Annotated in this window: 14 protein-coding genes and 7 pseudogenes; 11 read left to right on the forward strand and 10 right to left on the reverse strand. The window is 42.7% G+C overall.

What is annotated here, in order from left to right:
* Positions 1-3: 3 nt before the first annotated feature.
* A pseudogene (locus G7Y90_RS02090) lies at positions 4-1504 on the reverse strand (flavin-containing monooxygenase).
* Between the two features lie 176 nt (positions 1505-1680).
* On the reverse strand, positions 1681-2394 hold the full coding sequence (locus tag G7Y90_RS02100; protein ID WP_055125332.1) for an RluA family pseudouridine synthase: 714 nt from the start codon (positions 2392-2394) through the stop codon (positions 1681-1683).
* Positions 2395-2763: 369 nt separating this feature from the next.
* Here G7Y90_RS02100 and trxA point away from each other — a divergent pair, with 369 nt between their 5' ends.
* The 3 genes and pseudogenes from trxA to G7Y90_RS02115 all read left to right on the forward strand — a co-directional run bounded on the left by trxA (position 2764) and on the right by G7Y90_RS02115 (position 5704).
* Positions 2764-3090 (forward strand): thioredoxin, encoded by a 327-nt coding sequence (gene trxA / locus G7Y90_RS02105; RefSeq protein WP_250163259.1) that lies wholly within the window; start codon positions 2764-2766, stop codon positions 3088-3090.
* Between the two features lie 527 nt (positions 3091-3617).
* Positions 3618-4885 (forward strand): annotated as a pseudogene (gene rho, locus G7Y90_RS02110) (transcription termination factor Rho).
* A 579-nt stretch (positions 4886-5464) separates the two neighbouring features.
* Entirely contained in the window at positions 5465-5704 is a 240-nt protein-coding gene (locus G7Y90_RS02115) for a YMGG-like glycine zipper-containing protein (RefSeq protein WP_055125335.1), read from the forward strand.
* A 201-nt stretch (positions 5705-5905) separates the two neighbouring features.
* Here G7Y90_RS02115 and ypfJ read toward each other — a convergent pair whose 3' ends face one another.
* The gene (ypfJ, locus tag G7Y90_RS02120) at positions 5906-6796 is read right to left on the reverse strand and encodes a KPN_02809 family neutral zinc metallopeptidase (RefSeq protein WP_045445932.1); all 891 of its coding nucleotides are present in this window, start codon (positions 6794-6796) and stop codon (positions 5906-5908) included.
* A gap of 515 nt (positions 6797-7311) precedes the next feature.
* Between ypfJ and G7Y90_RS02125 the strand changes: the two genes are divergently transcribed.
* Positions 7312-7668 (forward strand): hypothetical protein, encoded by a 357-nt coding sequence (locus tag G7Y90_RS02125; protein ID WP_045452446.1) that lies wholly within the window; start codon positions 7312-7314, stop codon positions 7666-7668.
* A 232-nt stretch (positions 7669-7900) separates the two neighbouring features.
* Here the strand turns inward: G7Y90_RS02125 and G7Y90_RS02130 are convergent.
* From G7Y90_RS02130 to rpmI, 5 genes and pseudogenes are all read right to left on the reverse strand, one after another.
* Positions 7901-8199 (reverse strand): annotated as a pseudogene (locus G7Y90_RS02130) (integration host factor subunit alpha).
* A gap of 247 nt (positions 8200-8446) precedes the next feature.
* Positions 8447-10861: a phenylalanine--tRNA ligase subunit beta gene (pheT, locus tag G7Y90_RS02135; RefSeq protein WP_201560896.1), complete on the reverse strand. Its 2415-nt coding sequence runs from the start codon at positions 10859-10861 to the stop codon at positions 8447-8449.
* Between the two features lie 71 nt (positions 10862-10932).
* Positions 10933-11987 (reverse strand): annotated as a pseudogene (gene pheS / locus G7Y90_RS02140) (phenylalanine--tRNA ligase subunit alpha).
* A gap of 352 nt (positions 11988-12339) precedes the next feature.
* Positions 12340-12696 (reverse strand): 50S ribosomal protein L20, encoded by a 357-nt coding sequence (gene rplT, locus G7Y90_RS02145; RefSeq protein WP_025651520.1) that lies wholly within the window; start codon positions 12694-12696, stop codon positions 12340-12342.
* A 150-nt stretch (positions 12697-12846) separates the two neighbouring features.
* Positions 12847-13044 (reverse strand): 50S ribosomal protein L35, encoded by a 198-nt coding sequence (gene rpmI / locus G7Y90_RS02150; RefSeq protein WP_010197866.1) that lies wholly within the window; start codon positions 13042-13044, stop codon positions 12847-12849.
* A 598-nt stretch (positions 13045-13642) separates the two neighbouring features.
* Here rpmI and G7Y90_RS02155 point away from each other — a divergent pair.
* The 6 genes and pseudogenes from G7Y90_RS02155 (at position 13643) to G7Y90_RS02185 (ending at position 18809) form a co-directional block, all read left to right on the forward strand.
* On the forward strand, positions 13643-14083 hold the full coding sequence (locus G7Y90_RS02155) for an acyl-CoA thioesterase family protein (RefSeq protein ID WP_250163261.1): 441 nt from the start codon (positions 13643-13645) through the stop codon (positions 14081-14083).
* A gap of 113 nt (positions 14084-14196) precedes the next feature.
* Positions 14197-15048 carry a bifunctional phosphoribosyl-AMP cyclohydrolase/phosphoribosyl-ATP diphosphatase HisIE gene (gene hisIE, locus G7Y90_RS02160; protein WP_250163262.1) on the forward strand — a complete coding sequence of 284 codons (852 nt, stop codon included), beginning with the start codon at positions 14197-14199 and terminating at the stop codon, positions 15046-15048.
* 188 nt (positions 15049-15236) lie between these two features.
* Entirely contained in the window at positions 15237-15479 is a 243-nt protein-coding gene (tatA, locus tag G7Y90_RS02165; RefSeq protein WP_045445916.1) for a Sec-independent protein translocase subunit TatA, read from the forward strand.
* A 41-nt stretch (positions 15480-15520) separates the two neighbouring features.
* A pseudogene (tatB, locus tag G7Y90_RS02170) lies at positions 15521-16215 on the forward strand (Sec-independent protein translocase protein TatB).
* 137 nt (positions 16216-16352) lie between these two features.
* A pseudogene (gene tatC, locus G7Y90_RS02180) lies at positions 16353-17096 on the forward strand (twin-arginine translocase subunit TatC).
* Positions 17097-17314: 218 nt separating this feature from the next.
* Positions 17315-18809, forward strand: a pseudogene (locus G7Y90_RS02185) (UvrD-helicase domain-containing protein).
* A gap of 493 nt (positions 18810-19302) precedes the next feature.
* Here G7Y90_RS02185 and G7Y90_RS02190 read toward each other — a convergent pair.
* Complete coding sequence (locus G7Y90_RS02190; RefSeq protein ID WP_250163265.1) at positions 19303-19806, reverse strand: DUF2971 domain-containing protein; 504 nt, start codon at positions 19804-19806, stop codon at positions 19303-19305.
* 248 nt (positions 19807-20054) lie between these two features.
* On the opposite strand from G7Y90_RS02190, the gene G7Y90_RS02195 reads away from it, so the two are divergent.
* Entirely contained in the window at positions 20055-21080 is a 1026-nt protein-coding gene (locus tag G7Y90_RS02195; protein WP_250163266.1) for a tRNA dihydrouridine synthase, read from the forward strand.
* A 58-nt stretch (positions 21081-21138) separates the two neighbouring features.
* Here G7Y90_RS02195 and G7Y90_RS02200 read toward each other — a convergent pair whose 3' ends face one another.
* Positions 21139-21564 (reverse strand): MAPEG family protein, encoded by a 426-nt coding sequence (locus G7Y90_RS02200; protein WP_055125344.1) that lies wholly within the window; start codon positions 21562-21564, stop codon positions 21139-21141.
* Positions 21565-21576 lie beyond the last annotated feature (12 nt).

Here is a 21576-nt window from a genome sequence, read left to right on the forward strand (position 1 = left end):
ACCTTAACGACTAAAACGTAACCAATCATCTTTTATTTTGCGATGTTTGAGCATAATGCGGTCGCTTAGATAGTTGTTTGTCACCCGCCAAGGATATATATCGCCTTGCTTGGGTAGCTCATGTTGAGCGCGCTTGACATATCCTGAGGATAGCGCGCCCATCACCGTATCTTTCTGTGTAAGCGCTTTGGCATCTTTAGTCTGTGCTTGTGGCAATACCACTTGATAGCGATGCTGATGCATATAGCCCAGCAGTCGCATCACATACTGACAGGCCAAATCAATCTTTAGCGTCCATGAGGCATTGGTATAGCCAAACAGTGCCATCATATTTGGTATATCTTCAATCATGACCGCTTTATAAGTCATGCGCGAACCAATATCTATCGCCTGCCCGTCAATATATACTTTGGCACCGCCGAGCATTTGTAGCTTTAGTCCTGTCGCTGTGACGATGATATCAGCATCGAGAGAGTTACCCGATTCGAGCATGATGCCCGTCTTGGTAAAATGACTGATTTGATCGGTGACGACGCTGGCGCGTTTGCCATGCAATGCTTTGAATAAATCACTGTCTGGCACCGCACATATCCGCTGATCCCAAGGATTATAGTCCGGTACAAAATGCGCCACATCGATACCGCTACCTTTTAGCTCTGTTTTGACACCGCGTTTTAATAACGCTTTCATAAGCTTGGGTGCCAATATAGCCGCTCGATAAGTACCTTGCTGAATCAATACATTACGAGTACGCAGCAGCGTATAAGCTTGCTCTTTTGACAATGGTGAAAATTTACCTGCTAGCCAATCAAGCGTATAATCATCGCCCGGTACACTTGCCACATACGTGGGAGAACGCTGTAGCATAGTGACGTGACGCGCGCATTGCCCACCAGTTTCATCCACCAAAGCTGGCAGCAATGTCATCGCTGTAGCACCACTACCGATAATGACTACCTTCTTATCGTCATAATCCACATTTTGCCAATGCTGCGGATGAATGATTTCACCTTGAAAATCTGCTTCTTTATTAAAAGAAGGACGATAACCTTGTTCATAATCATAGTAACCCGTGGCGCCAACGACGAACTTTGCCGTTACCGTAAACACCTCACCGCTGGCATGATTTTTTACCGTCGCCGTCCATTGTTGATGGCTACTTGACCACGATAGCTGCTTTACCTCGTGTTGATAGCGAATATGTTCGCTGATACCACACTCACGCGCCGTATCAGCAATATAGCTTTTAATATCACCGCCTTTTGCCAAAATCCTATGATTTAGCCATGGTCTGAAACTGTAGCCAAACGTCAAGGCATCAGAGTCAGAGCGGATGCCTGGATAGGTGAATAAATCCCATGTACCACCCAAATCTGCTCGTTTTTAACACCAAAAACCGCTGTGCACTTTTCTGCTGTTGCTTTGATGATTTGCGTTTCTGCTTACCTGGATTTTTATGACCAAACAGTCCTTTGTGTTTTTGCTGCTGCAATCGGCACGCCATACCAATACCGGCAATTCCTGCACCAATAATCAGTACTTCATAATTCACTGGTGTGTCTGAGAGTGCCGATTGAGCTTTGAAGCGTTTCTTAACTGCCTGTTTGGCTGCCGTCATATCAAGCATAATACGTTCCTTGTTTTTGCATGATGGGTTTAAAAAATTTGGCATAAATTCATTTAAAAAGGGCTTGGGCTTTCCCAATCCATCCACGCACCAAGCGTAGGATGCTTGAGACGCAATTGCTGGGCATGGAGATTAAGCCTTGGCGCAATCGCTAAAGCCGTGCCTTCTGCATAAATAGGATCGCCAATCATCACATGACCAACATGCACCATATGGACGCGCAGCTGATGACTACGACCCGTGACCGGCTTTAGCATTACGCGCGTGACTGTCTGACCGTTGCATTGCTCATGGCTGATGACTTCATATAAAGTTAAGGCATGCTTTGACCAGCTAGGATCGACGATATGGCGCGGTTTCGTCTCCGGCTCATAGCGCACTGGTATAGATATCTCACCCGTTGCGCCGACACGCTCCCACTCTCCAAAGACGCGTGCCTGATATTTTTTTTGTGGCAAACGTTCAATGAATTGCTTACTAATATGGGTTTGTGCGGCAGCATTTTTGGCAAAAATGAGCAACCCTGAGGTATCCATATCCAGACGATGAATCAGCTTGACTGCGGGATTGGCACGCTCAAGTCTCGCCAGCAAACTGACCTTGAGCGTTTTGCCATCGACACTCAACAGACCTACAGGCTTATCAACCACCCAAATATCATCATCTTCGTAGACAGTAATCTGTTGCGCAAAGGCTTGAAAAAACTCAAGCGGATAGGCGTTTTCTTGAGCATTGAGGGCGTTGACTTCTTCAGCAGTAAAAGGCATAAAAATGGGCACTTATATAAATGGGCTTGAATGATTAATGAGCTTGCATATGAAAGCTGTCTTAAGTGGTAGATATTAGAGTATAGATATAGTGTTATAAACCGCTTATTTTTGAGTAAAAAACACAGACAGTATTATCAAGTGACAGATAAAACCATGCCTGTGTCGTTATGTGTCGATTTATTGTGCTAATCGTAATTGTTAAACAATTTAACCAGCCTGCATCTGTTAACCCCGAACAAACATGTTAATATAATGGCACATTTTAACCACTTCTAAACGCTTCTTTGGTCACTCATCATTCTATTATGCAAAAAATATATTGGTTGATGGATGGCGATAGAAATAATAAAACAAGAGAGATAAATTATGTCAGACCTTATTTTACATACTACCGATGCCGACTTTGACAAAGACGTATTGCAATCAGATGTGCCAGTATTGGTAGACTTCTGGGCAGCATGGTGTGGTCCTTGTAAAGCAATCGCCCCTATTTTAGAAGATCTAGCCACTGAGTACCAAGGCAAAGTTAAAATCGTCAAAGTTGATGTGGATAGCAACCCACAAGCAGCCAGCCGTTTTGGTATCCGTAATATCCCAACACTATTTGTCTTTAAAGATGGCGAAAAAATTGACTCAGTGATGGGTCTACAGCCAAAAGCTGAATTGGCAAAAGTGTTAGACAAGCATCTCTAAGTCGAGACTTGCTCGTTTTGCATAAGCATTCTAAAGAGACAGCAACACCGGTCGAAAAAGTCATTATCTAACGTAGATAGTGGCTTTTTTGCTTGTTTTTTATGCAAAAAACTCAATTAGACGACTTTTTTGGCAAAATTTATTGACAATGCTATTGTGAAGACCGTATAGTCTGCTGACAACAGAAAACTAACGGTTTTCCTAACTGTCTTATCGCTATTCTCCTCGTGTTTATCAACAAAAACACAATCGTCGTTATAAACACCATTGCTGAACGAAATGACTAAACACAATTACTGATATTGAGTTTTTGACGCAGACTCTTATGTAGACTTCTTTATCCTTATTTCTTATTACCTTGCATAAACGATTGCAATTCGTATATAAGCTGACACGTAATATCCAAACTACATAAATCCAGCTCTGTGCACGCACCCTCTATCACCATACTATCGTTGTTTTAATCACTGTCGTGACTTGTGCTGCTAATGGCATCTCTCATCTGATCAATTGCTAATGACCTATCTATGAATCTTACTGAATTAAAGAAAAAATCAATCGCTGAGCTATTGGCTATCGCCAAAGAAATGGGTCTTGATAATATGGCGCGTAGCCGTAAACAAGACATCATCTTTGCTATCCTAAAAACCCATGCGCGGAACGGTGAAGCCATTTATGGTGACGGCGTACTTGAGGTTCTTCCGGATGGTTTTGGCTTTTTGCGCTCATCAGAAGGCTCATACTTAGCCGGTCCTGATGACATTTATGTCAGCCCTAGCCAAATTCGCCGCTTTAGTCTGAAGACGGGTGATAGTATCGCTGGTACGATTCGTCCACCGAAAGATTCTGAACGTTATTTTGCGTTATTGAAAGTTGGTGAAATAAACTTTGATACCCCAGATCGCTCACGCCATAAGCTTATCTTTGAAAACCTGACACCTCTATTCCCAACTGAGCATTTAAAACTCGAGCTTGGTAACGGCACTACTGAGGATCTGACGGGTCGTATCATCGACCTAATCGCGCCGATTGGTAAAGGTCAGCGTTCTATCATCGTCGCACCGCCAAAAGCGGGTAAAACGATGCTGCTACAAACCATTGCTCAGTCGATTACTCGTAATAACCCTGAATGCTACTTAATCGTCCTATTGATTGATGAGCGTCCAGAAGAAGTCACCGAAATGGTACGTACGGTACGCGGTGAAGTGGTTGCCTCTACCTTTGATGAGCCGCCACAGCGTCATGTACAAGTCGCTGAAATGGTTATTGAAAAAGCCAAACGTTTGGTCGAGCACAAACAAGACGTGGTTATTTTACTGGATTCGATTACTCGTTTGGCGCGTGCTTACAACACAGTTATTCCGTCGTCAGGTAAAGTGTTAACCGGTGGTCTAGACGCCAATGCGTTAGAGCGCCCAAAACGCTTCTTCGGTGCTGCTCGTAATGTTGAAGAAGGCGGCAGTTTGACCATTATTGCCAGTGCGCTTATCGATACGGGTAGTAAAATGGACAGCGTTATCTTTGAAGAGTTCAAAGGTACTGGTAACCAAGAGTTACGCTTGAGCGCGATCTGGCTGAAAAACGTGTCTTCCCTGCGATTAATATCAAAAAATCTGGTACACGCCGTGAAGAGCGTCTGCTTGATGAAGATAAACTGCGCAAGGTTTGGATTTTACGCAAGCTATTACAGCCGATGGATGGTGTACAAGCCACTGAGTTCTTACTAGACCGCTTAAAAGAAGCGAAAACTAATGACGAATTCTTTGAGCAGATGAAACGTAAATCACAGAACTAATGATAGATCCGTGCTGCCTTCCCATACTCAATAAATAAGCAACTTAAGTAGAAAAGACCGCACTCGTGCGGTCTTTTCGTTTTGTATTCATTTTTTATATTTCAGGCATGTCCTGAATATAAAAAATGGCAATAGAAATGAGAACATACCTTAACACCTAACGATTAAACGCCAAAAGTGCTATTTTCAAAAACAGTTAGCTTACTATCAATATAAATACAATAACCCTAAGCAAAACCCCTACCAACGATACAGTGGAGAAACATCCTTTACAGGCTATTTGCAAAGCTTAGCGCTTTTACTACGCCTAGAAATTATTATATGGGTTAGTATAGGAGCCAGTATAGATATACTCTGCTATCACGTGTTAATAGCGGTATAATTTTCGAGATATTTAACATCCTTGATGTAATCCTTACTAATGCAGACCTTTGTATGTCTTGCGGTAGCACAATAGATTATTCTAAGATACTTGCCCAAATATTTTAATACAGCTTACTATCGGTATTAAAATTAGTGGTAATAAAAAATCGTATTTTGATTTTGATAAACTAACTTGATAACCTAACAGGTGATACTATGAAATTTGCTAAAACTATCGCAATGACTGCCCTTACTAGCTCTGCCCTTATCATGGGTGGCTGTGCAACTAATGGATACAATAGTGGCTTGAGCAATACCGCTAAAGGTGCTGCTGCCGGCGCTGCTGCTGGTGCACTTATTAGAAGTGGCGGCGATAGCAAAGACATCGCTCGTGGCGCACTTGGTGGTGCTGCAGTAGGTGGCGCTGGTGCTTATATTCTTAACAACAGCAGATAATCGCTAAATGATTATTTGGTGCTATCAAGACCGTTTTTAAGCATTTCAACTGTGTGTATTTTAAATCTATTGAATATGTCTAAATTGAATATGTCTAAAACGCTCTAAAATACAAAAAGCCTGCAATCGATGTTGCAGGCTTTTTGTTGGATCGCCTTTTTAGGCGATAGTTAATACGCTAAAATATCATAGCGATACTGACTATAATGCCCCGCTAAAAGTATCACAAGACTGCACGTTGCCACTTTCCAAACCACGAGTGAACCACTGAACACGCTGCTGACTGGTACCATGAGTGAAATTATCAGGTACGACTGCTCCACCGCTAGCACGCGCTAAACGATCATCACCGATTTGACCAGCGGCATTGATGGCCTCATCGATATCACCTGCCTCCAAAAACTGTACACGCTCTTGGTTACGTTGTGCCCAAACTCCAGCAAAACAATCAGCTTGCAGTTCTTGTAGTACGGATAGCTTATTGGCTTGTGCACGAGTGACTTGACGGCTGGCTTCATTAACTTGCTGGCTGATGCCTAACAAAGTCTGTACGTGGTGACCAACTTCATGCGCAATAACATAAGCTTGCGCAAAATCACCCGCTTTACCTTGATTATCTTGGTCGCCAGAGCCTTGCTTATCACCCGTTATACCGAGATTTTGGCGCATTTCTACAAAGAAAGATTTGTCTAGATAGACAGTCTGATCGCCTGGGCAATAAAATGGGCCCGTCGCGGAGCTAGCACTGCCGCAGGCTGAGCTAACTTGACCATTGAAGAGAATCAATGATGGCTCCTGATAGGTGCTGCCTGCTTCTTTGAATATCTGATGCCAAACTTCTTCAGTATCAGCCAATACTACTTTGACAAACTGCGTATCTCGATCGTTACTTGTCGCAGGCTCGGTAGAGGCACTGCTATTGCCACCGCCTGCTACTACTTGACCCGTCTGTAAAGCGGTCATTGGATTTACCCCAAATACCAGCCATAAAATGCCAGCAATAATAATACCACCGATACCACCGCCTATCATTTTGCCACCACCACTGCTGGTGCGCACATTGGAACTGCCGCGTCTACCTTGCCATTTCATTGTTTCATTCCTCAAATATACGATATATATTGCTACTCGTATTGATGATTTTTTATAGTGTAATTTTGACTCAATTCTTTATTTTCTGATCAAATCCGATTTCTGATACGTAAGTAGTGACAAAGTATTTTTGATAAACGCTACTTTACTAGGCTCTTGATATTGCACTAATCAAGACATTTAATGACTATTAAACCCTAATAGATACAATAGATGCTTAAAAAGCATAGTGGAAATCAAGACATCGAAAAAGTCATCAAAATAGGCTGATGTCATTGATTATACGTCTATTAATTTGGCTCGTTGTATTAAAAATTATAATGAATAAGTGATGTAAAACACTATTTACAATTTTATTGTTACTTAATTGTACAGCCTATTTCTATTTATATAGAAATCCTATAGAATGCGTGAAAGCTGAGTAGCTGTAACTAAGACTAGTTGAATTCTGAGAAATCTCAGCTTTCAACCTTTTTTGCTGCTACTGATCATTTCATTTTCCCGGAGAAAACCTTATGAACTTAAAATTACTTGCTCTAGCTGGTATCATGACTGCAACTATGGGCCTTACTGCCTGTGACAGCAACAAAGAAAACGCCGCTGAAGATTTATCTGACGCACAAGAAGAAGTGCAAGATGCATCAGAAGAGCTAAACGAAGCTGCTGCTGAAGGCGAAGTAACTGCTGATGCTGACGCTGCTGTTGCTGAAGCTGAAGCTGACATCGCTGATGCTCAAGTTGCTACTGCTACTGACGAAATCGATGCTGAAGTACCTGTAGACGGTACTACTACTAGCGTTGACGTAGCTAGCGAAACTCCAGCTGTAGACGCAGCTGACGAAGTTGTAGTTATTGAAGAACCAGCTCAGTAATTTTACGTTTATATGATAGAAATACTGTAGTAAAAAAAAGAGAGCCTAAGCTCTCTTTTTTTGTGCGTGTCATTTACCATCGTTCATGGTTATAATAGCTAAATATGATAGTTAATGATCTCTGATCAAATGTAGATCAACCATCTCACATTAATAATAAGCGTAACTTTAACAACCATCATGAAGTCATGATATATTTATATGTTCAGTTTTATACGATTGACAGTTACTGCTACTCGTCAAAGAGACGCTCATCAACTTGTTGACGGAATTTTTGCCCTGTTTTGAAAGTCACCACGCGGCGTGCTGATACGGCGACTGGCTCTCCTGTCTTAGGGTTGCGACCTGGACGGCTATTTTATCTTTAAGCTCGAAGTTGCCAAAGCCTGAAAGCTTGACCTCTTTGCCATCAATTAAACTCTCTGACAATTCATCAAAGAAATTCTCTACCAAACAGCGGCCTTCTTGGCGTGTTAGGTCAAGATGACTCATCAAATGCTCAATCATGTCAGATTTGGTTAAGGTGCTCACAGTACGACTCCTATGCTATGTCGTGATGTCGAATATCATGGTTTAGCGGTATGAGGGTTAATGCTAGTTATTATAAAGGTTTTCTAACCTCTTTTTAACAAAGACTGCTTTAAAATCCTTTATTAATAACCACTTAACTATTTTTATGGATAAAAATTTTATAAAATCATAATTCTTATAAATAGCAATGCCCTATAGCCTCTTTAAGAGTGAGGCTACAGAGCATGTCTATGATAAGAGTTATATGTTAGCTGTCACGCAACTTTGCAGCATGTTGCTCAGTTAGTGCTTGTACCACTTTGTCAGTCGCGGTTTTAATGGCGTCATCAGATAGCGTTTGTGCATTGTCTTGCCATATTAGCGCAAAAGCTAATGAGCGCTGACCAGCTGGCACGTTGTCGCCTTGATACACATCAAACAGCCACAGATCAGCCAATAGCTCACCAGCTGCCGTGCGTATCGTCGACTCTAATGTCTGTAAGCTGATCTCACTATCTACTAAAATGGCAATATCACGGCGTACTTGTGGAAATTTGCTCGGGGTGCTGATGGTATGCTGCTCACGGGCAAGGGTCAGTAATGGCGCAAGTGATAATTGAGCAACCCACGTAGCTGGCAAATCTAACTGCTTAGCCGTGTTAGGATGCAACTGACCCAACCAACCGACATATTCATCATCAATATAGAGCTTAGCACTTTGACCCGGATGCAAGAAAGCAAGCTCACTGCGCTCATAGCGAATACGGGCGCTATCCATTTGTGCAGGTAATAACTGCTCAATATCATGCTTAAGATCATAAAAGTCTAACGCACGGTTTTGATACGCTTGCTCGTCCCAGACATCGCCAACTGCTACTAACGCAATACTTGGCGTTTGTACCAATTCACTAATACTTTGACCAACAAAGCTAAGCCCTGTTTCAAAGAAACGCACGCGCGGCTGCTGACGATTGAGATTGTACTGCACGCAAGGTAATAAGCTTGATAACAAAGTACGGCGCATCACGGCTAAGTCACTAGAGATAGGATTGGCCAGTGCCAACACTTCTCCTAAAGCTTTATCATCGAGCAAGGCTTCTATTTTTGCGTCACTAAAGCTAAAGCTAATGGCTTCCATATAGCCATTATCGACCAGCGCGAGCTTCATCTCGTGTGTCAAGTCTGCGGTATCGTCATAATCCATGCTGACTTGCAAATGCGGCAACACGCTTGGAATATTGTCATAGCCATAGATACGCGCAATTTCTTCGATGAGGTCTTCTTTAATACTCATGTCAAAGCGATACGATGGCGGCGTGCAAATCAGGCTATCGGCTTGCTGCACTATCTCAAAGCCCAATTGGGTTAAGATACGAACCATGACTGCTGGCTCAATCTCAATACCGATGACATCACGAACTTTAGCAATTGGTAAAGTGATCGGTGCGCGAGCTGGTAAATGCTCACTGCTTTCTGCTTTTACTATTTGTCCGGCTTGCCCACCAGTAACGCTAGTAATCAAATCAACAGCGCGTGCCAGTGCTAGCTCTGGTAACGCAAAGTCTACCCCACGCTCAAAACGTTGTGAGGCATCGGTATGTAACCCAAAACGGCGTGCGCGCGCGGCAATAGCTAGCTGACCAAAGAAAGCGCTTTCTACAACAATATTGGTTGTGCTATCAGTCACACTACTACGCTGACCGCCCATGATTCCGGCAAGTGCCAATGCGCCTTTATCATCAGCGATGAGCAATTCATCACCGGTTAAGGTAATGGTTTGCTCATTCAATAAAGTAATCGTTTCTTCAGGCTGTGCCAAACGCACAACGATATCGCCCTCGATAGTATCAGCATCAAACGCATGTAGCGGCTGACCCAATTCCATCAATACATAGTTGGTCACATCAACCAAAAAGTTGTGCGAGCGTAGTCCTGACTGCACTAGTGCATCTTGCATCCACTTTGGTGTATCGATGCTACGATCAATATTGCTGATTAATTGTAGTAAATAGCGTGGGCACGCTTCAATTGCACTAACCGTTACCACTGGCGTAGCAGTACCAGCAGCGTTTTCAGTAACTACCACATTGGTAGGAATCTCAGGCAGCTGCATTGGCAAATCATTGATAACTGATATTTCGCGTGCAATACCGCGTACACTAAAGCAGTCACCGCGATTTGGCGTGATAGAGATATCTAATATCTGATTGTCTAAACCTAAATACTCACGAATATCCATACCAATCGGTGCATCAGCTGGCAATTCAAGCAGACCATCGATGCTATCGATTAAATCAATTTCAGACGCGCCGCATAGCATACCGTTAGAGTCGACACCACGTAGGTTACCGTTTTTAATTTCAAAACCTGCACCATTATCAGAAGGCAAAATGGCACCAACGGTCGCAACCGGTGCTTTCATACCAACGGTAACATTAGGTGCACCGCAGACAATTTGTAATGGCTCAGCGGCACCAATATTCACCTGCGTAACGCGCAGTTTATCGGCATCTAGATGTTGCTCGACGCTGATGACTTCACCGACAACCACACCACTGAAGGTACGGGCAACCGCATAGCGATCATCAATCTCAAGTCCTGCCATCGTGAGTTGTTCGGCCAATTGCTCACTGCTATTGTTGGGGTTTACCCATTGACGTAGCCACTGTTCGCTAATTTTCATAAATATCTCAGATCAGAATTTTATAATAAAGGTTTTGGAGTAAAGGTAGAGGTATTATTAAATAATAAAATCTAGCCAAACTGCTTTAAAAAGCGTACGTCATTTTGGAAAATAAACGCAAATCATCGATGCCGTAATATAACATCGCGAAGCGCTCAATCCCCATTCCAAAAGCAAAGCCAGTATATTTTTCGGCATCAATACCGCAGTTGGTCAGTACTTGTGGGTGTACCATACCGCAGCCCATAACCTCAAGCCATTTACCATTGTCATCGAGAATATCCACTTCAGCTGACGGCTCGGTAAAGGGGAAAAATGACGGACGGAAACGTACAGTCAGCTCTTTGGCAAAAAATGCTTCCAAGAACTCACTAATCAGACCCTTTAGCTCAGCAAAAGTGCTCGACTCAGTGACCATTAAACCTTCTAGCTGATGGAACATCGGCGAATGCGTTTGATCCGAGTCATTGCGATAAACGCGACCTGGGCAAATAATACGAATAGGCGGTTCATTCTTTTCCATGGTGCGAATCTGCACGGGGCTGGTATGCGTACGCAGTAGATAATGCGCATCAAAATAGAAGGTATCGTGCATCGCGCGTGCTGGATGATGCGACGGAATATTGAGCGCTTCAAAGTTATAGTAATCGCTTTCGACTTCAGGACCAGTAGCAACGTTAAAACCCGCTTGTATAAAATACTGCTGCATACGCTGGGTAATCATGGTCACTGGATGCAAATGACCTTTTTGACCACCGCGAGCAGGCAAGGTGATATCAATACTTTCGCTTGCAAGCTTGGCATTTAGTGCAGCCACTTCTAACTGCTGCTGCTGCGCTGTCAACGCATCTTGAATACGGCTACGAACTTGATGTAACCAGCCGCCGTAGGTTTTTTTATCGTCGCTGCTGAGTTTACCCATCTGCTTTGACCAGCCAGTTAATGGGCTCTTTTTGCCGGTCAATTGCACACGCAAATCTTGCAACGCACGCACATCGGTTACTTGTAGAACCAAGGCTTCAGCGGTACTGGCCAACTCATTTAGCTGAGCTTCATTAAGCTCGCTTAGCTCTGTGGACAAGGTCGGTAGCGCCGACAAATCGGTGGTAGCAGCAGGGGTAGTCATAAGATGCATTCTTCCTGATTTAAACGGACTATTAATAATAGTGATTGGTAATTGTAGGGATTTGACCAAATATTGCAAACCATTTACCCAGTCATTCAAAAATAATACCAGTGATATGAATGGCTTGAATATTTAGACGATGATAAAAGCTATCTCAAAAAAGCATATTTAGCGTTGGTGCTAAAACAAGGCTGTGACATGAAGTATTAAGATAATGTGATATAAAAAAAGCCACCGACCAGCGGTAGCTTTTATTAATATCATACTATTAATCAATATTATCCCTATCCATATAGATAACTACTTGTAAATTCTGACTAAACAAGCAGCAACCCTAAAGGAAGGTTAATATTTATGCTAATGCCGCTTTTGCTTTTTCGACCAACGCTGTGAAAGTCGCTGCATCATGCATAGCGATGTCAGCAAGTACGCGACGATCGACAGTGATGTTAGCCAATTTCATGCCATTGATAAAGCGGCTGTAGCTTAAGCCGTTTAAGCGTGCACCAGCATTGATACGTGCAATCCAAAGACGACGGAAGGTACGTTTTTTGTTGCGACGGTCACGATAAGCATATTGACCAGCTTTGGTCACTGCTTGTACCGCTACGCGGTAAACACGTGAACGGGCACCGTAGTAGCCTTTTGCGCGTTTTAGGATTTTTTTGTGACGACGATTCGCCTGTACACCACGTTTTACACGGGCCATAAATTACTCCAAGATTTCTTTAATCATTATTAAACGAATCACGATGTCATCGAATAGTAGACATCGCTATCAGATTGCAAAGTCAGATATTTTTAATCCAGTCGCCATAAATTAAACAGCGCTTAATTAAAGATAAATGACGATAGCCTACTAGATGTATGGGCACATGCGACGAACTGCTGCTTCGTCAGACTTGTCCACCATCTTTAGACCGCGCAACTGGCGAATACGCTTAGCTGATTTCTTGGTCAAGATATGGCTTTTGTTTGCTTGCTTACGCTTGAAGCCGTTCGCTGTTTTTTTGAAGCGTTTAGCTGCACCGCTTCTGGTTTTCATCTTAACTTTCATGATGATTTGCCTCTTTGTCTTTGATAGAACCTGGTCGTCAAATAGTTAATAACGAATAGTGGCTGTAAAAACACCCACTAAACCTCTGTTTGCCTCGAGGTGGGAGGCGGTATTTTAGCAGATAATGCACTGTTTTGCCAAGGAAACTTTTACGCCTCGCCTAGGGCGTGTCCTCAATCTGAACGAAAGCAAATAAATGGACTAAAAACGGTTAAATTCTGCCAAGCTACGTTAAACAGCTGGTTCATTTCTCGATATTATTTGCGCTACTTTCTTTGTTTGACGGCAATTTATATCATTCTTATCATTATTTTTAAAATGAGAACACGCCTTAGTAGGTATGACAGTGGATAATGAGTATGAGCCCATTTATAAAGATTTTAGTCAAAACACTCATAAAACTGCGGATTTACCGCCAAATAGATTGAATGTCAGCTTAAGCTGTGCTTAAGTAGAGACTGAACCTTAGTATAAGCTGAGCGTTAATAATACAAAGTTATTTATCACACTTATCGAGCGCCTATCGTACGATGATGACGCTACCAACCTACACCATGATTAGCAGCACTCATAGCCTGCAATCAATCTAGGAGATAACGTGTCAAAACAAGAATTAGACTTTGATAACGACATATTTGTCTTTGAAACAGTGATGCGTGTGCGTCATATTGAGCTTGATATGGCTCAGTACCTGACGCTCGAATCATTGACGGCATTGCTATGTGAGGCGCGGCAGAGATTTTTTTACTCTAAAGGTATTAAAGAGATCGATGCAGATTATCACGGTTTAATTATCGATGAGTTACAGCTAAGTATTGTCAGTCGCATACGGGCGCGTGAAGAGCTATTATTTGAAGTAGGCGTTGAGCCGTTATACGATAAGGGTGGCACTATAGTGATAAAAATCACCCGTATGCATAATGGAGAAACAGTAGCCAAGGCGCGGCAGCATTTTGTCAATTATGACTTTCGCCTCAATAAGTCGATTGCGCTTGATAAAATTATGAAAGCGCTGTACCCACATCTCTACAGGATTTGATATTGAGGACATGCCCTAACACCAACCGCTTTTTTATTCAGACCATAAATAGAATCCGTTACGATTCACTTATTCCCCTTTGATTTCTATATAAATAAGAAGACAGATATATTATGACTTTACCTGCTTGGCTGGCTGCCATAAAATTTAATGATGGTTTGATTCCTGCAATTGCTCAAGATCATAAGTCTGGGCGTATTTTGATGATGGCTTGGATGAATGCCGAAGCACTACAGTTAACCGCGCAAACGCAGACAGCGGTTTATTTTTCACGCTCACGTGCAAAATTGTGGCATAAGGGCGAGTCATCGGGTCATACTCAGACCGTACATGATATTCGCTTGGACTGTGATGCAGACGTGATTGTCCTTAGTGTCACTCAGGCTGGCGGTATCGCTTGCCATACTGGTCGCGAGTCTTGCTTCTATCAGCGTTTAGATTTGTCGGGTCAAACGCCTGAATGGCAAACCGTCGATAAGGTATTAAAAGACCCTGCTGATATTTATCATTCAAGCGATGCAGGAAAAGCCACTCCTAAAACTAACGAGACGCAGGCTCACGATGTAATCCCTTCAGATGCCAATCACAGTCACCATGACAACGACACTACCAATCGCTCTATTTTGCAGCAGCTTGACGGTGTATTGGCAGAGCGTAAACAAGCAGATGCTGATAGCTCGTACGTGGCAAGCTTATACGCAAAGGGTTTAAATAAAATTCTAGAAAAAGTTGGCGAAGAGAGTACTGAAAGTATCATTGCCGCCAAAGATTTTGCCAATTGCGACGAAAATAGCAATAAAGCGCAATATGATGACGCTCGTCACGAGCTCATCTATGAGGTGGCCGATGTCTGGTTTCATACCTTGGTTGGACTGGCGTGGTTCGATATTGAGTCGGATGCAGTATTAAATGAGCTAGGTCGACGTTTTGGTCTATCAGGTATCGATGAAAAGGCGGCGCGATAGTTTCTATAAGCTTGACCATTGCCCTGTTTGATTATTGTTGATTTCACCTTTTTGTCACAAGTGCAGGTTATAATATAGCTCTGTTTTACTTCGCATTGTATGTCGAGGCTGTTTATTGAGTATAACGATATTCGATACACCCAAAGTAGGCATACAAAGACTGAAAATCAAGACACAAGGATACATTTATGGGTAGTTTTTCTATTACGCATTGGCTGATTTTATTGGTGGTAGTGGTGGTCGTATTTGGCACCTCGAAGCTTAGAAATGCTGGCAAAGATTTGGGCGGCGCAGTCAAAGGCTTCAAAGAAGCGGTCAAAGACGAAAATACTGAGCATGCTAAAAAGCATGTGGTGCTCGATCATGATGGCAATGCACACACTGAAGAGCGCCCAACAACCACCAAGGTTGATGACACGCATAATGTATAGCCTCTAGACAGTGACCTTTTAGACAGTGACATCGGAACATTATGTTTGATATCGGCTTTTCTGAACTACTCCTCTTTGGTGTTATCGCCCTAATCGTCTTGGGCCCAGAAAAACTGCCACAGGCAGCGCGTACCGCTGGGCAGTGGTATGCCAAAATTCGCCGCACGGTATCCACCCTGCAATCTGAAATCGAAGCTGAGCTTGATTTGGCAGAGACCCGCCAGCTTATGCAAAAAGAGTTGGCCAAAATTCGCCAGACTGAAGCAGATATGAGGCGTGAGATGGCGGAGATGCGCGGCAGTATGCAAGAGTTTGAATCCTCGCAAAACCAGCATTTAAAAGCATCGCGTGATTCAGGCGATGACAATACGCCTAGACAAAGTAGTCAAGCCAGTAGTGAGAATGATGATAATCGACCAGTGCAGCCAAAAGCGTTTGACTACGCCTATGACAGTAATAACAGGCTGAGAAACCGGAAAGCTCTGAGCAGTCATCGGCACAAGGCGATAACGACAGTCTAAAAACTGACTGTAGTGATAACGCCAATCCAGTGTCTCAAACCATTACAACTAGACCGTGGGAAAATATGTGGTTTCGTCTTGGTGCTTATGATAAAGCGCGTCGTTTGCCGCAACCGCCCTACTTACCAAATTATAAAGCCGATATCTTACTAAACAGCCATATAGACAGTCCTTTACCTAAACAGGCTTCTGTTAATGAGCAGGAGAGTCATTAGTGGGCTTATTTAAACGTAAAAAAAGCCGTCAAGAAAAAGTCGCGGATTCAGATATCGAGACCTCAACAGCTACCATTGATGGTAATGTCGATAGCAATACTGAAGACTCTGGCGATATCTTAAGCTCACTTGGCGATATGCCGATTACCGAGCATTTGATTGAGCTGCGTAGACATCTCATAAAGATATGCGTCGCGGTACTGGTAATATTTTTAGCATTGGTCGGATTTTCACGCGAGCTTTATGATTTTTTGTCCAACCCATTGGTTGCCCAGTTGCCTGTCAACGCAACGATGATCGCGACGGATATCACTTCCAACTTTATGGCACCGATACGCCTGACTGTTTTTGTCGCTGCATTCTTTGCAATGCCCTACATTTTATCAAATCTGGTCGTTTGTCGCACCCGGTTTATATAAAAAAGAGAAAAAAATCGCCATTCCCGTTTTGATGTCCTCTATATTTTTATTTTATGCGGGGTGGCTTTCTCTTATTTTATTGTACTCAAAGGAGTTCTCAAATTCTTTATTATGTTCGCGCCGCAGAACGTGTTGCCGATGACCGACATCGACAGTTATTTAAGTTTTGCACTCAAACTCTTTATGGTCTTTGGTTTAACCTTTGAGATTCCAGTCGTCACCTTGCTATTGATATTGACGGGCGTCGTCTCCATTCAGAGCCTAGAAGATAAACGCCGTTATATTATTGTCGGCTGTTTCGCCGTTGCTGCGGTTGTTACACCGCCTGATGGGGTGTCGATGTTGATGCTCGCCATTCCGATGTGGTTGTTGTTTGAGCTAGGATTATTTTTAGCAAAAGTATTAATTAAAGAAGAACACAGTCCTGCCTTAGCAAGCGATACAGGGTTAAGTAAAGAATAACATCACTTGTCAGGTACTTATTCCAAAAACAGCCAACGCGTTAATCTGTTACTATAACCTGCTTATTTCTACCTTTATTTTCTATGAGTTTTTGTATTATTGTCATATGCGCTTGCAAGCATTTTGCAAGTGCACATGATGAGTCAGCCATTGTCTATGCAGTGGCTTTTTTTACCCCCGTCATTTTTGATCCGTTTTACTCTTTTAGGTAATTTTTTATGTCTGCATCTATGCCAGCTTATATGAGCGATCCCACTGATGAGCAGCTGAGCGCGCTCAACATGGCGATGGATCACAAGTCATTTAAAGTGGTGGCTTATGCGGGTGCTGGTAAGACGACGACCTTAAAACTGATTGGTGAGCGTTTGCGTGGACGTGGCTTATATTTAGCTTTTAACAAGACGATTGCCAATGATGCTCGCTCAAAGTTTCCACCGCATGTGGAATGTCGCACCTTTCATTCGCTTGCTTATCGGCATGTCGCCCGCGATATCACTGCTAAGCTGTCGTTGCCGCGTTTTTCACCCAAGCGTTTGGGTGATGATTGGGTTTGCAGCCCGTCCAAGTACGTCGGCAAATGGATGGTATAAACAAATATATTACTCTCACCCCAGCCCGACTATCGCGATTCGTCAGTGATGCTGTCAGCAATTTTTGTAGTACCCATGCCAGTTATCCTGCCCCTAGACATATATTGTTTCCCAGCTGGCTCGATGATTCTGATGCCGAGCAGCTGCGTGAAATGCTCTACCCTGCTGTTGAGCAGCGCTGGTTACAGTCAATTGATGCACGCCATCCTGCTGGTATCGGGCATGATATTTATCTTAAATTGTGGGCATTATCGAAGCCTAGTATTCCCGCTGATTTTATTTTGTTTGATGAAGCCCAAATGCCGATCCCTTGATGATGGGAATTTTGACCCAGCAGCCACGGCAAGTGATTTATGTGGGTGACGCTCATCAGCAGATTTATGAATGGCGCGGCGCAGTCAATGCGATGAAAAAACTACCCTTACCACAAACCTTATTGACCCAGTCATTTCGTTTTGGCGAACCAATTGCTGAGATTGCCAATACTTTGCTCAAAGCATTGCAAGAAGACGTCCCATTAAAAGGCAATCCTAATAAGCAATCTTCTACTGATAAGGGTATGGTACATAGTAAAAAAGATGCCATCCTTTGCCGCACTAATGCCGCCGCAATGTCGCAATTATTAACTGGATTAAAATTGGGACACCGCGTGGCGCTACAAGCCGATACCGATCGTATGCTTAAATTTTGTCAGGCAGCCGAAAATTTAAAGAATGGTAAATCGGCGTACGGTGTACCTGAACTGGCATATTTTTATAATTGGGGCGATGTACAAGAGTATTCTGAAACCAATGAAGGCAGTGATCTAAAAACACTGGTGAAATTGGTCGATGATCATGGCACCAATGTCCTGAGCCAAGCGGTCAATAGTCTCACCAGTATCGAAAATGCTGACTATGTTATCTCCACTGCCCATAAGGCGAAAGGGCTCGAATGGGGAAAGGTACAGCTGGACGATGATTTCTATTATGATGTGACGACCAATGCGGTAAAGATAAGCCCTGAAGAGTTGCGTTTACTCTACGTCGCTTGCACACGTGCCCAGAGCAATTTGGACATCCATAATATTAAAGACTTGATATCAGGTTTGCAGACAGGTAAGAAGGTCATTTTTGGGTCTTGAATTCGATCAATACTATCCGTTATCGTTCAACTAGATGTTTATTCTAAAGATCATCTAGTTGGACGTTATCATATAACAACTATTTCCCAACTTGGTTAAATGCCTGTACGTAATCGCCTAAAATACCCGCACGCTTTAGCATACTGAGAGCATTTACAGATGCATAACGCTCATGCTCCTCTGTAATTAAACACCATGAGCATACTTCATTATCATCGTCTATCATCGGTTCTTTGCATGAGCTGCAACAGAACGGCGCTTTTACAATTTCATTTCCATCATAATATATGTTTCAGAACTATCGTTTGTCAAATAAGGCGTTGATGTTGTTTTCCCTACATTTACTTGCATAAAAGGAATATTATACTTTTTTGATAATTCGATACCCTGCTGTAAAAAATTAGGCTTTATTCTCGGACCTGCAATTATTTTACTGATACAGTCTAATGGTATATACAAAATCATGTTTCCATATATATTTTCAATATCACTGTCAAACTATCAATCTTCTTTCTAGTTCATAATTCCAACATGAGCTCTTCGTGAAATAAGCAGCATAATACGCAGCTTGTCTTAGAAACATAAGATGCCTCGGCTTTCCTATCTGATAAGCCATTTGAAGACTACTTTCTATTTCTGACCTTGCTTCATCTTGATACGCGACATCATCTAAGCCTTTATGATCTATATGATTAGATAGCTTATCTTCATCAATCTCTATTACAAAACCTGTTCCATTGTTAGCATAATGTGCCCACATTGGTGTCACAATAGGAGATTTTGAAAAGCAAGTTGTAGGATACTGACCTATCTCATTGACTACTTCTTTGTAAAAAGCAAGTACATCAGGGGTTTGATGAAAACTGATTGTTAAAAAAAGTTCATAAGGATCATTATAATCTCTGGGGTAAGAGCATTTTAAGCTACAGAAACCATTTTTTGCAAAAGCCATATTGAGAATTTCTGCTCCCATATATTTATAAAGTTTTTTCCCCATCCTCATAAGATCCTTTAATAAGTGGTAGTGTCCCGAAAAATATTTTGGCGTTAAAATCTAAGAATAAATTATACTCATTTTATTACGGTTATAAGGCTTTAATCATGTTGGAAACTGTTCGGAGGTTTTCTCAGTATAATTTTTAATACAGCCTCTCATAGCTTATTGACAACAATACAATCCAACATAGATAAGTTATCATACTCTCCTATTATTTATCATGATTCTTTAGCAGTGAACCACAAGCAATGAATACTAATCAGCAACTTCAAATACGTCAAAATACCATCCGTCAGTTATTCGCCAATCCCGTCCGCCTGCTCGCTCCAATGGAAGGTTTGACCGACCCATTAATGCGGCAAATCCTCACGCAAATTGCATCGGACTTGGGTCGCCCTTATGATTGGTCGGTTAGCGAATTTATCCGTGTGACTCAGCACGTATTGCCAGCGCATGTATTTTATAAGTACGTTCCAGAACTGCGTCATGATGCTAAAACTGCCTCTGGCACGCCTATTCATGTCCAGTTGCTCGGTAGTGAAGCGCAACTTATGGCAGAAAATGCTGCTTATGCTGCTGAGCTTGGTGCGCCGGTGATTGATATCAACTTTGGTTGCCCTGCCAAGACGGTCAATAGCCACCGTGGTGGCTCGGTATTATTGGATGAACCCGAAACCCTGTATCAGATTATCAGCGCGGTGCGGCAAGCTGTTCCCGTTCATATTCCAGTCTCAGCTAAAATTCGTTTAGGTTATACCGATACCAGCCGCATGGATGATATCAAAGCTGCGATTAGCGACAGTGGTGCTGATTGGCTAACCATTCACGCACGAACCAAAACCCAAGGCTATAAACCACCAGCCTATTGGGACAAAATCCAGAGCTTTAACACGCTAGATATTCCAGTCATTGCCAACGGTGAAATATGGAATGCAGAGCACGCGCAAAACTGTATGACGCAAGCTGGTACAAAACATTTGATGTTAGGTCGCGGCGCGGTTACCCGTCCAGATTTGGTTGCTCGTGTTGATTGCGGTTCAGATGATGCCCTGCTAAGTGCGGCAACGTTGTCGTGGGAAGCGATGGTCACCCATCAGATAAGATTTTTGGAAGGTCAGGCTAAAACTGAAGTTATCTTGGTTGGTCGTTACAAGCAGTGGTTAGCAATGCTCATCAAAGGCTATAGCGAAGCAAAAGTTTTATGGGACAGTATTAAAAGAGAAAAAAATAAAGCAGCTATCATTAGTGCACTGCAAGCCAGTGTGCGCCAATAATAGCTGCTTTTATCTTAAAGCCAATCTGTTTTAAAACTAAGCTGTCTAACGACTAATATTAAATACTCACTCTAATCGCTAAATAGAATAGCATCAAACAACAGGCAATCGATAACACCCAAAGTATGGAGCGAAACGTCGCCAAATTAGTAATATAAGCCACGCAAAAACCGATACGAATCAGCACGTACAACCAAGCCAGTATATTGATAATCGATTGTGGTACAAAGAATAACATCGCCGTTAAAACAGCCGCCAAAAATATTGGCAAAGTTTCATAGCTGTTTTGCTGGGCAGCGTTAGCACGTGCGGCCGCGCCCGTCGTACCTTGTAAAAAATCACGTGGATGGGCATTGTCAGCCAAATTAAAGCCGCCAATAGCTTTCGCTGTCAATGCCATGGCAAGCGGTAGTAAACTTGCTATGACCATCGCCCAAATGGCGGACGCTGCGGTATCAGAGACTAATTCCAGAAGTGCATTCATTAGTACTTGCCC

It is taken from the genome of Psychrobacter sp. WY6, assembly GCF_018448495.1.
In the GTDB taxonomy this organism is placed as follows: Bacteria; Pseudomonadota; Gammaproteobacteria; order Pseudomonadales; family Moraxellaceae; genus Psychrobacter.

Bases quoted from the DNA above. Each gene is read 5' to 3' on its own strand.
- rplT (WP_025651520.1), bottom strand. From the start codon at position 12,696: ATGGCCCGTGTAAAACGTGGTGTACAGGCGAATCGTCGTCACAAAAAA.
- hisIE (WP_250163262.1), top strand. From the start codon at position 14,197: ATGACTTTACCTGCTTGGCTGGCTGCCATAAAATTTAATGATGGTTTG.
- G7Y90_RS02100 (WP_055125332.1), bottom strand. From the start codon at position 2,394: ATGCCTTTTACTGCTGAAGAAGTCAACGCCCTCAATGCTCAAGAAAAC.
- tatA (WP_045445916.1), top strand. From the start codon at position 15,237: ATGGGTAGTTTTTCTATTACGCATTGGCTGATTTTATTGGTGGTAGTG.
- G7Y90_RS02195 (WP_250163266.1), top strand. From the start codon at position 20,055: ATGAATACTAATCAGCAACTTCAAATACGTCAAAATACCATCCGTCAG.
- G7Y90_RS02190 (WP_250163265.1), bottom strand. From the start codon at position 19,806: ATGGGGAAAAAACTTTATAAATATATGGGAGCAGAAATTCTCAATATG.
- rpmI (WP_010197866.1), bottom strand. From the start codon at position 13,044: ATGAAAGTTAAGATGAAAACCAGAAGCGGTGCAGCTAAACGCTTCAAA.
- G7Y90_RS02200 (WP_055125344.1), bottom strand. From the start codon at position 21,564: ATGAATGCACTTCTGGAATTAGTCTCTGATACCGCAGCGTCCGCCATT.
- G7Y90_RS02115 (WP_055125335.1), top strand. From the start codon at position 5,465: ATGAAATTTGCTAAAACTATCGCAATGACTGCCCTTACTAGCTCTGCC.
- ypfJ (WP_045445932.1), bottom strand. From the start codon at position 6,796: ATGAAATGGCAAGGTAGACGCGGCAGTTCCAATGTGCGCACCAGCAGT.
- G7Y90_RS02125 (WP_045452446.1), top strand. From the start codon at position 7,312: ATGAACTTAAAATTACTTGCTCTAGCTGGTATCATGACTGCAACTATG.
- pheT (WP_201560896.1), bottom strand. From the start codon at position 10,861: ATGAAAATTAGCGAACAGTGGCTACGTCAATGGGTAAACCCCAACAAT.
- trxA (WP_250163259.1), top strand. From the start codon at position 2,764: ATGTCAGACCTTATTTTACATACTACCGATGCCGACTTTGACAAAGAC.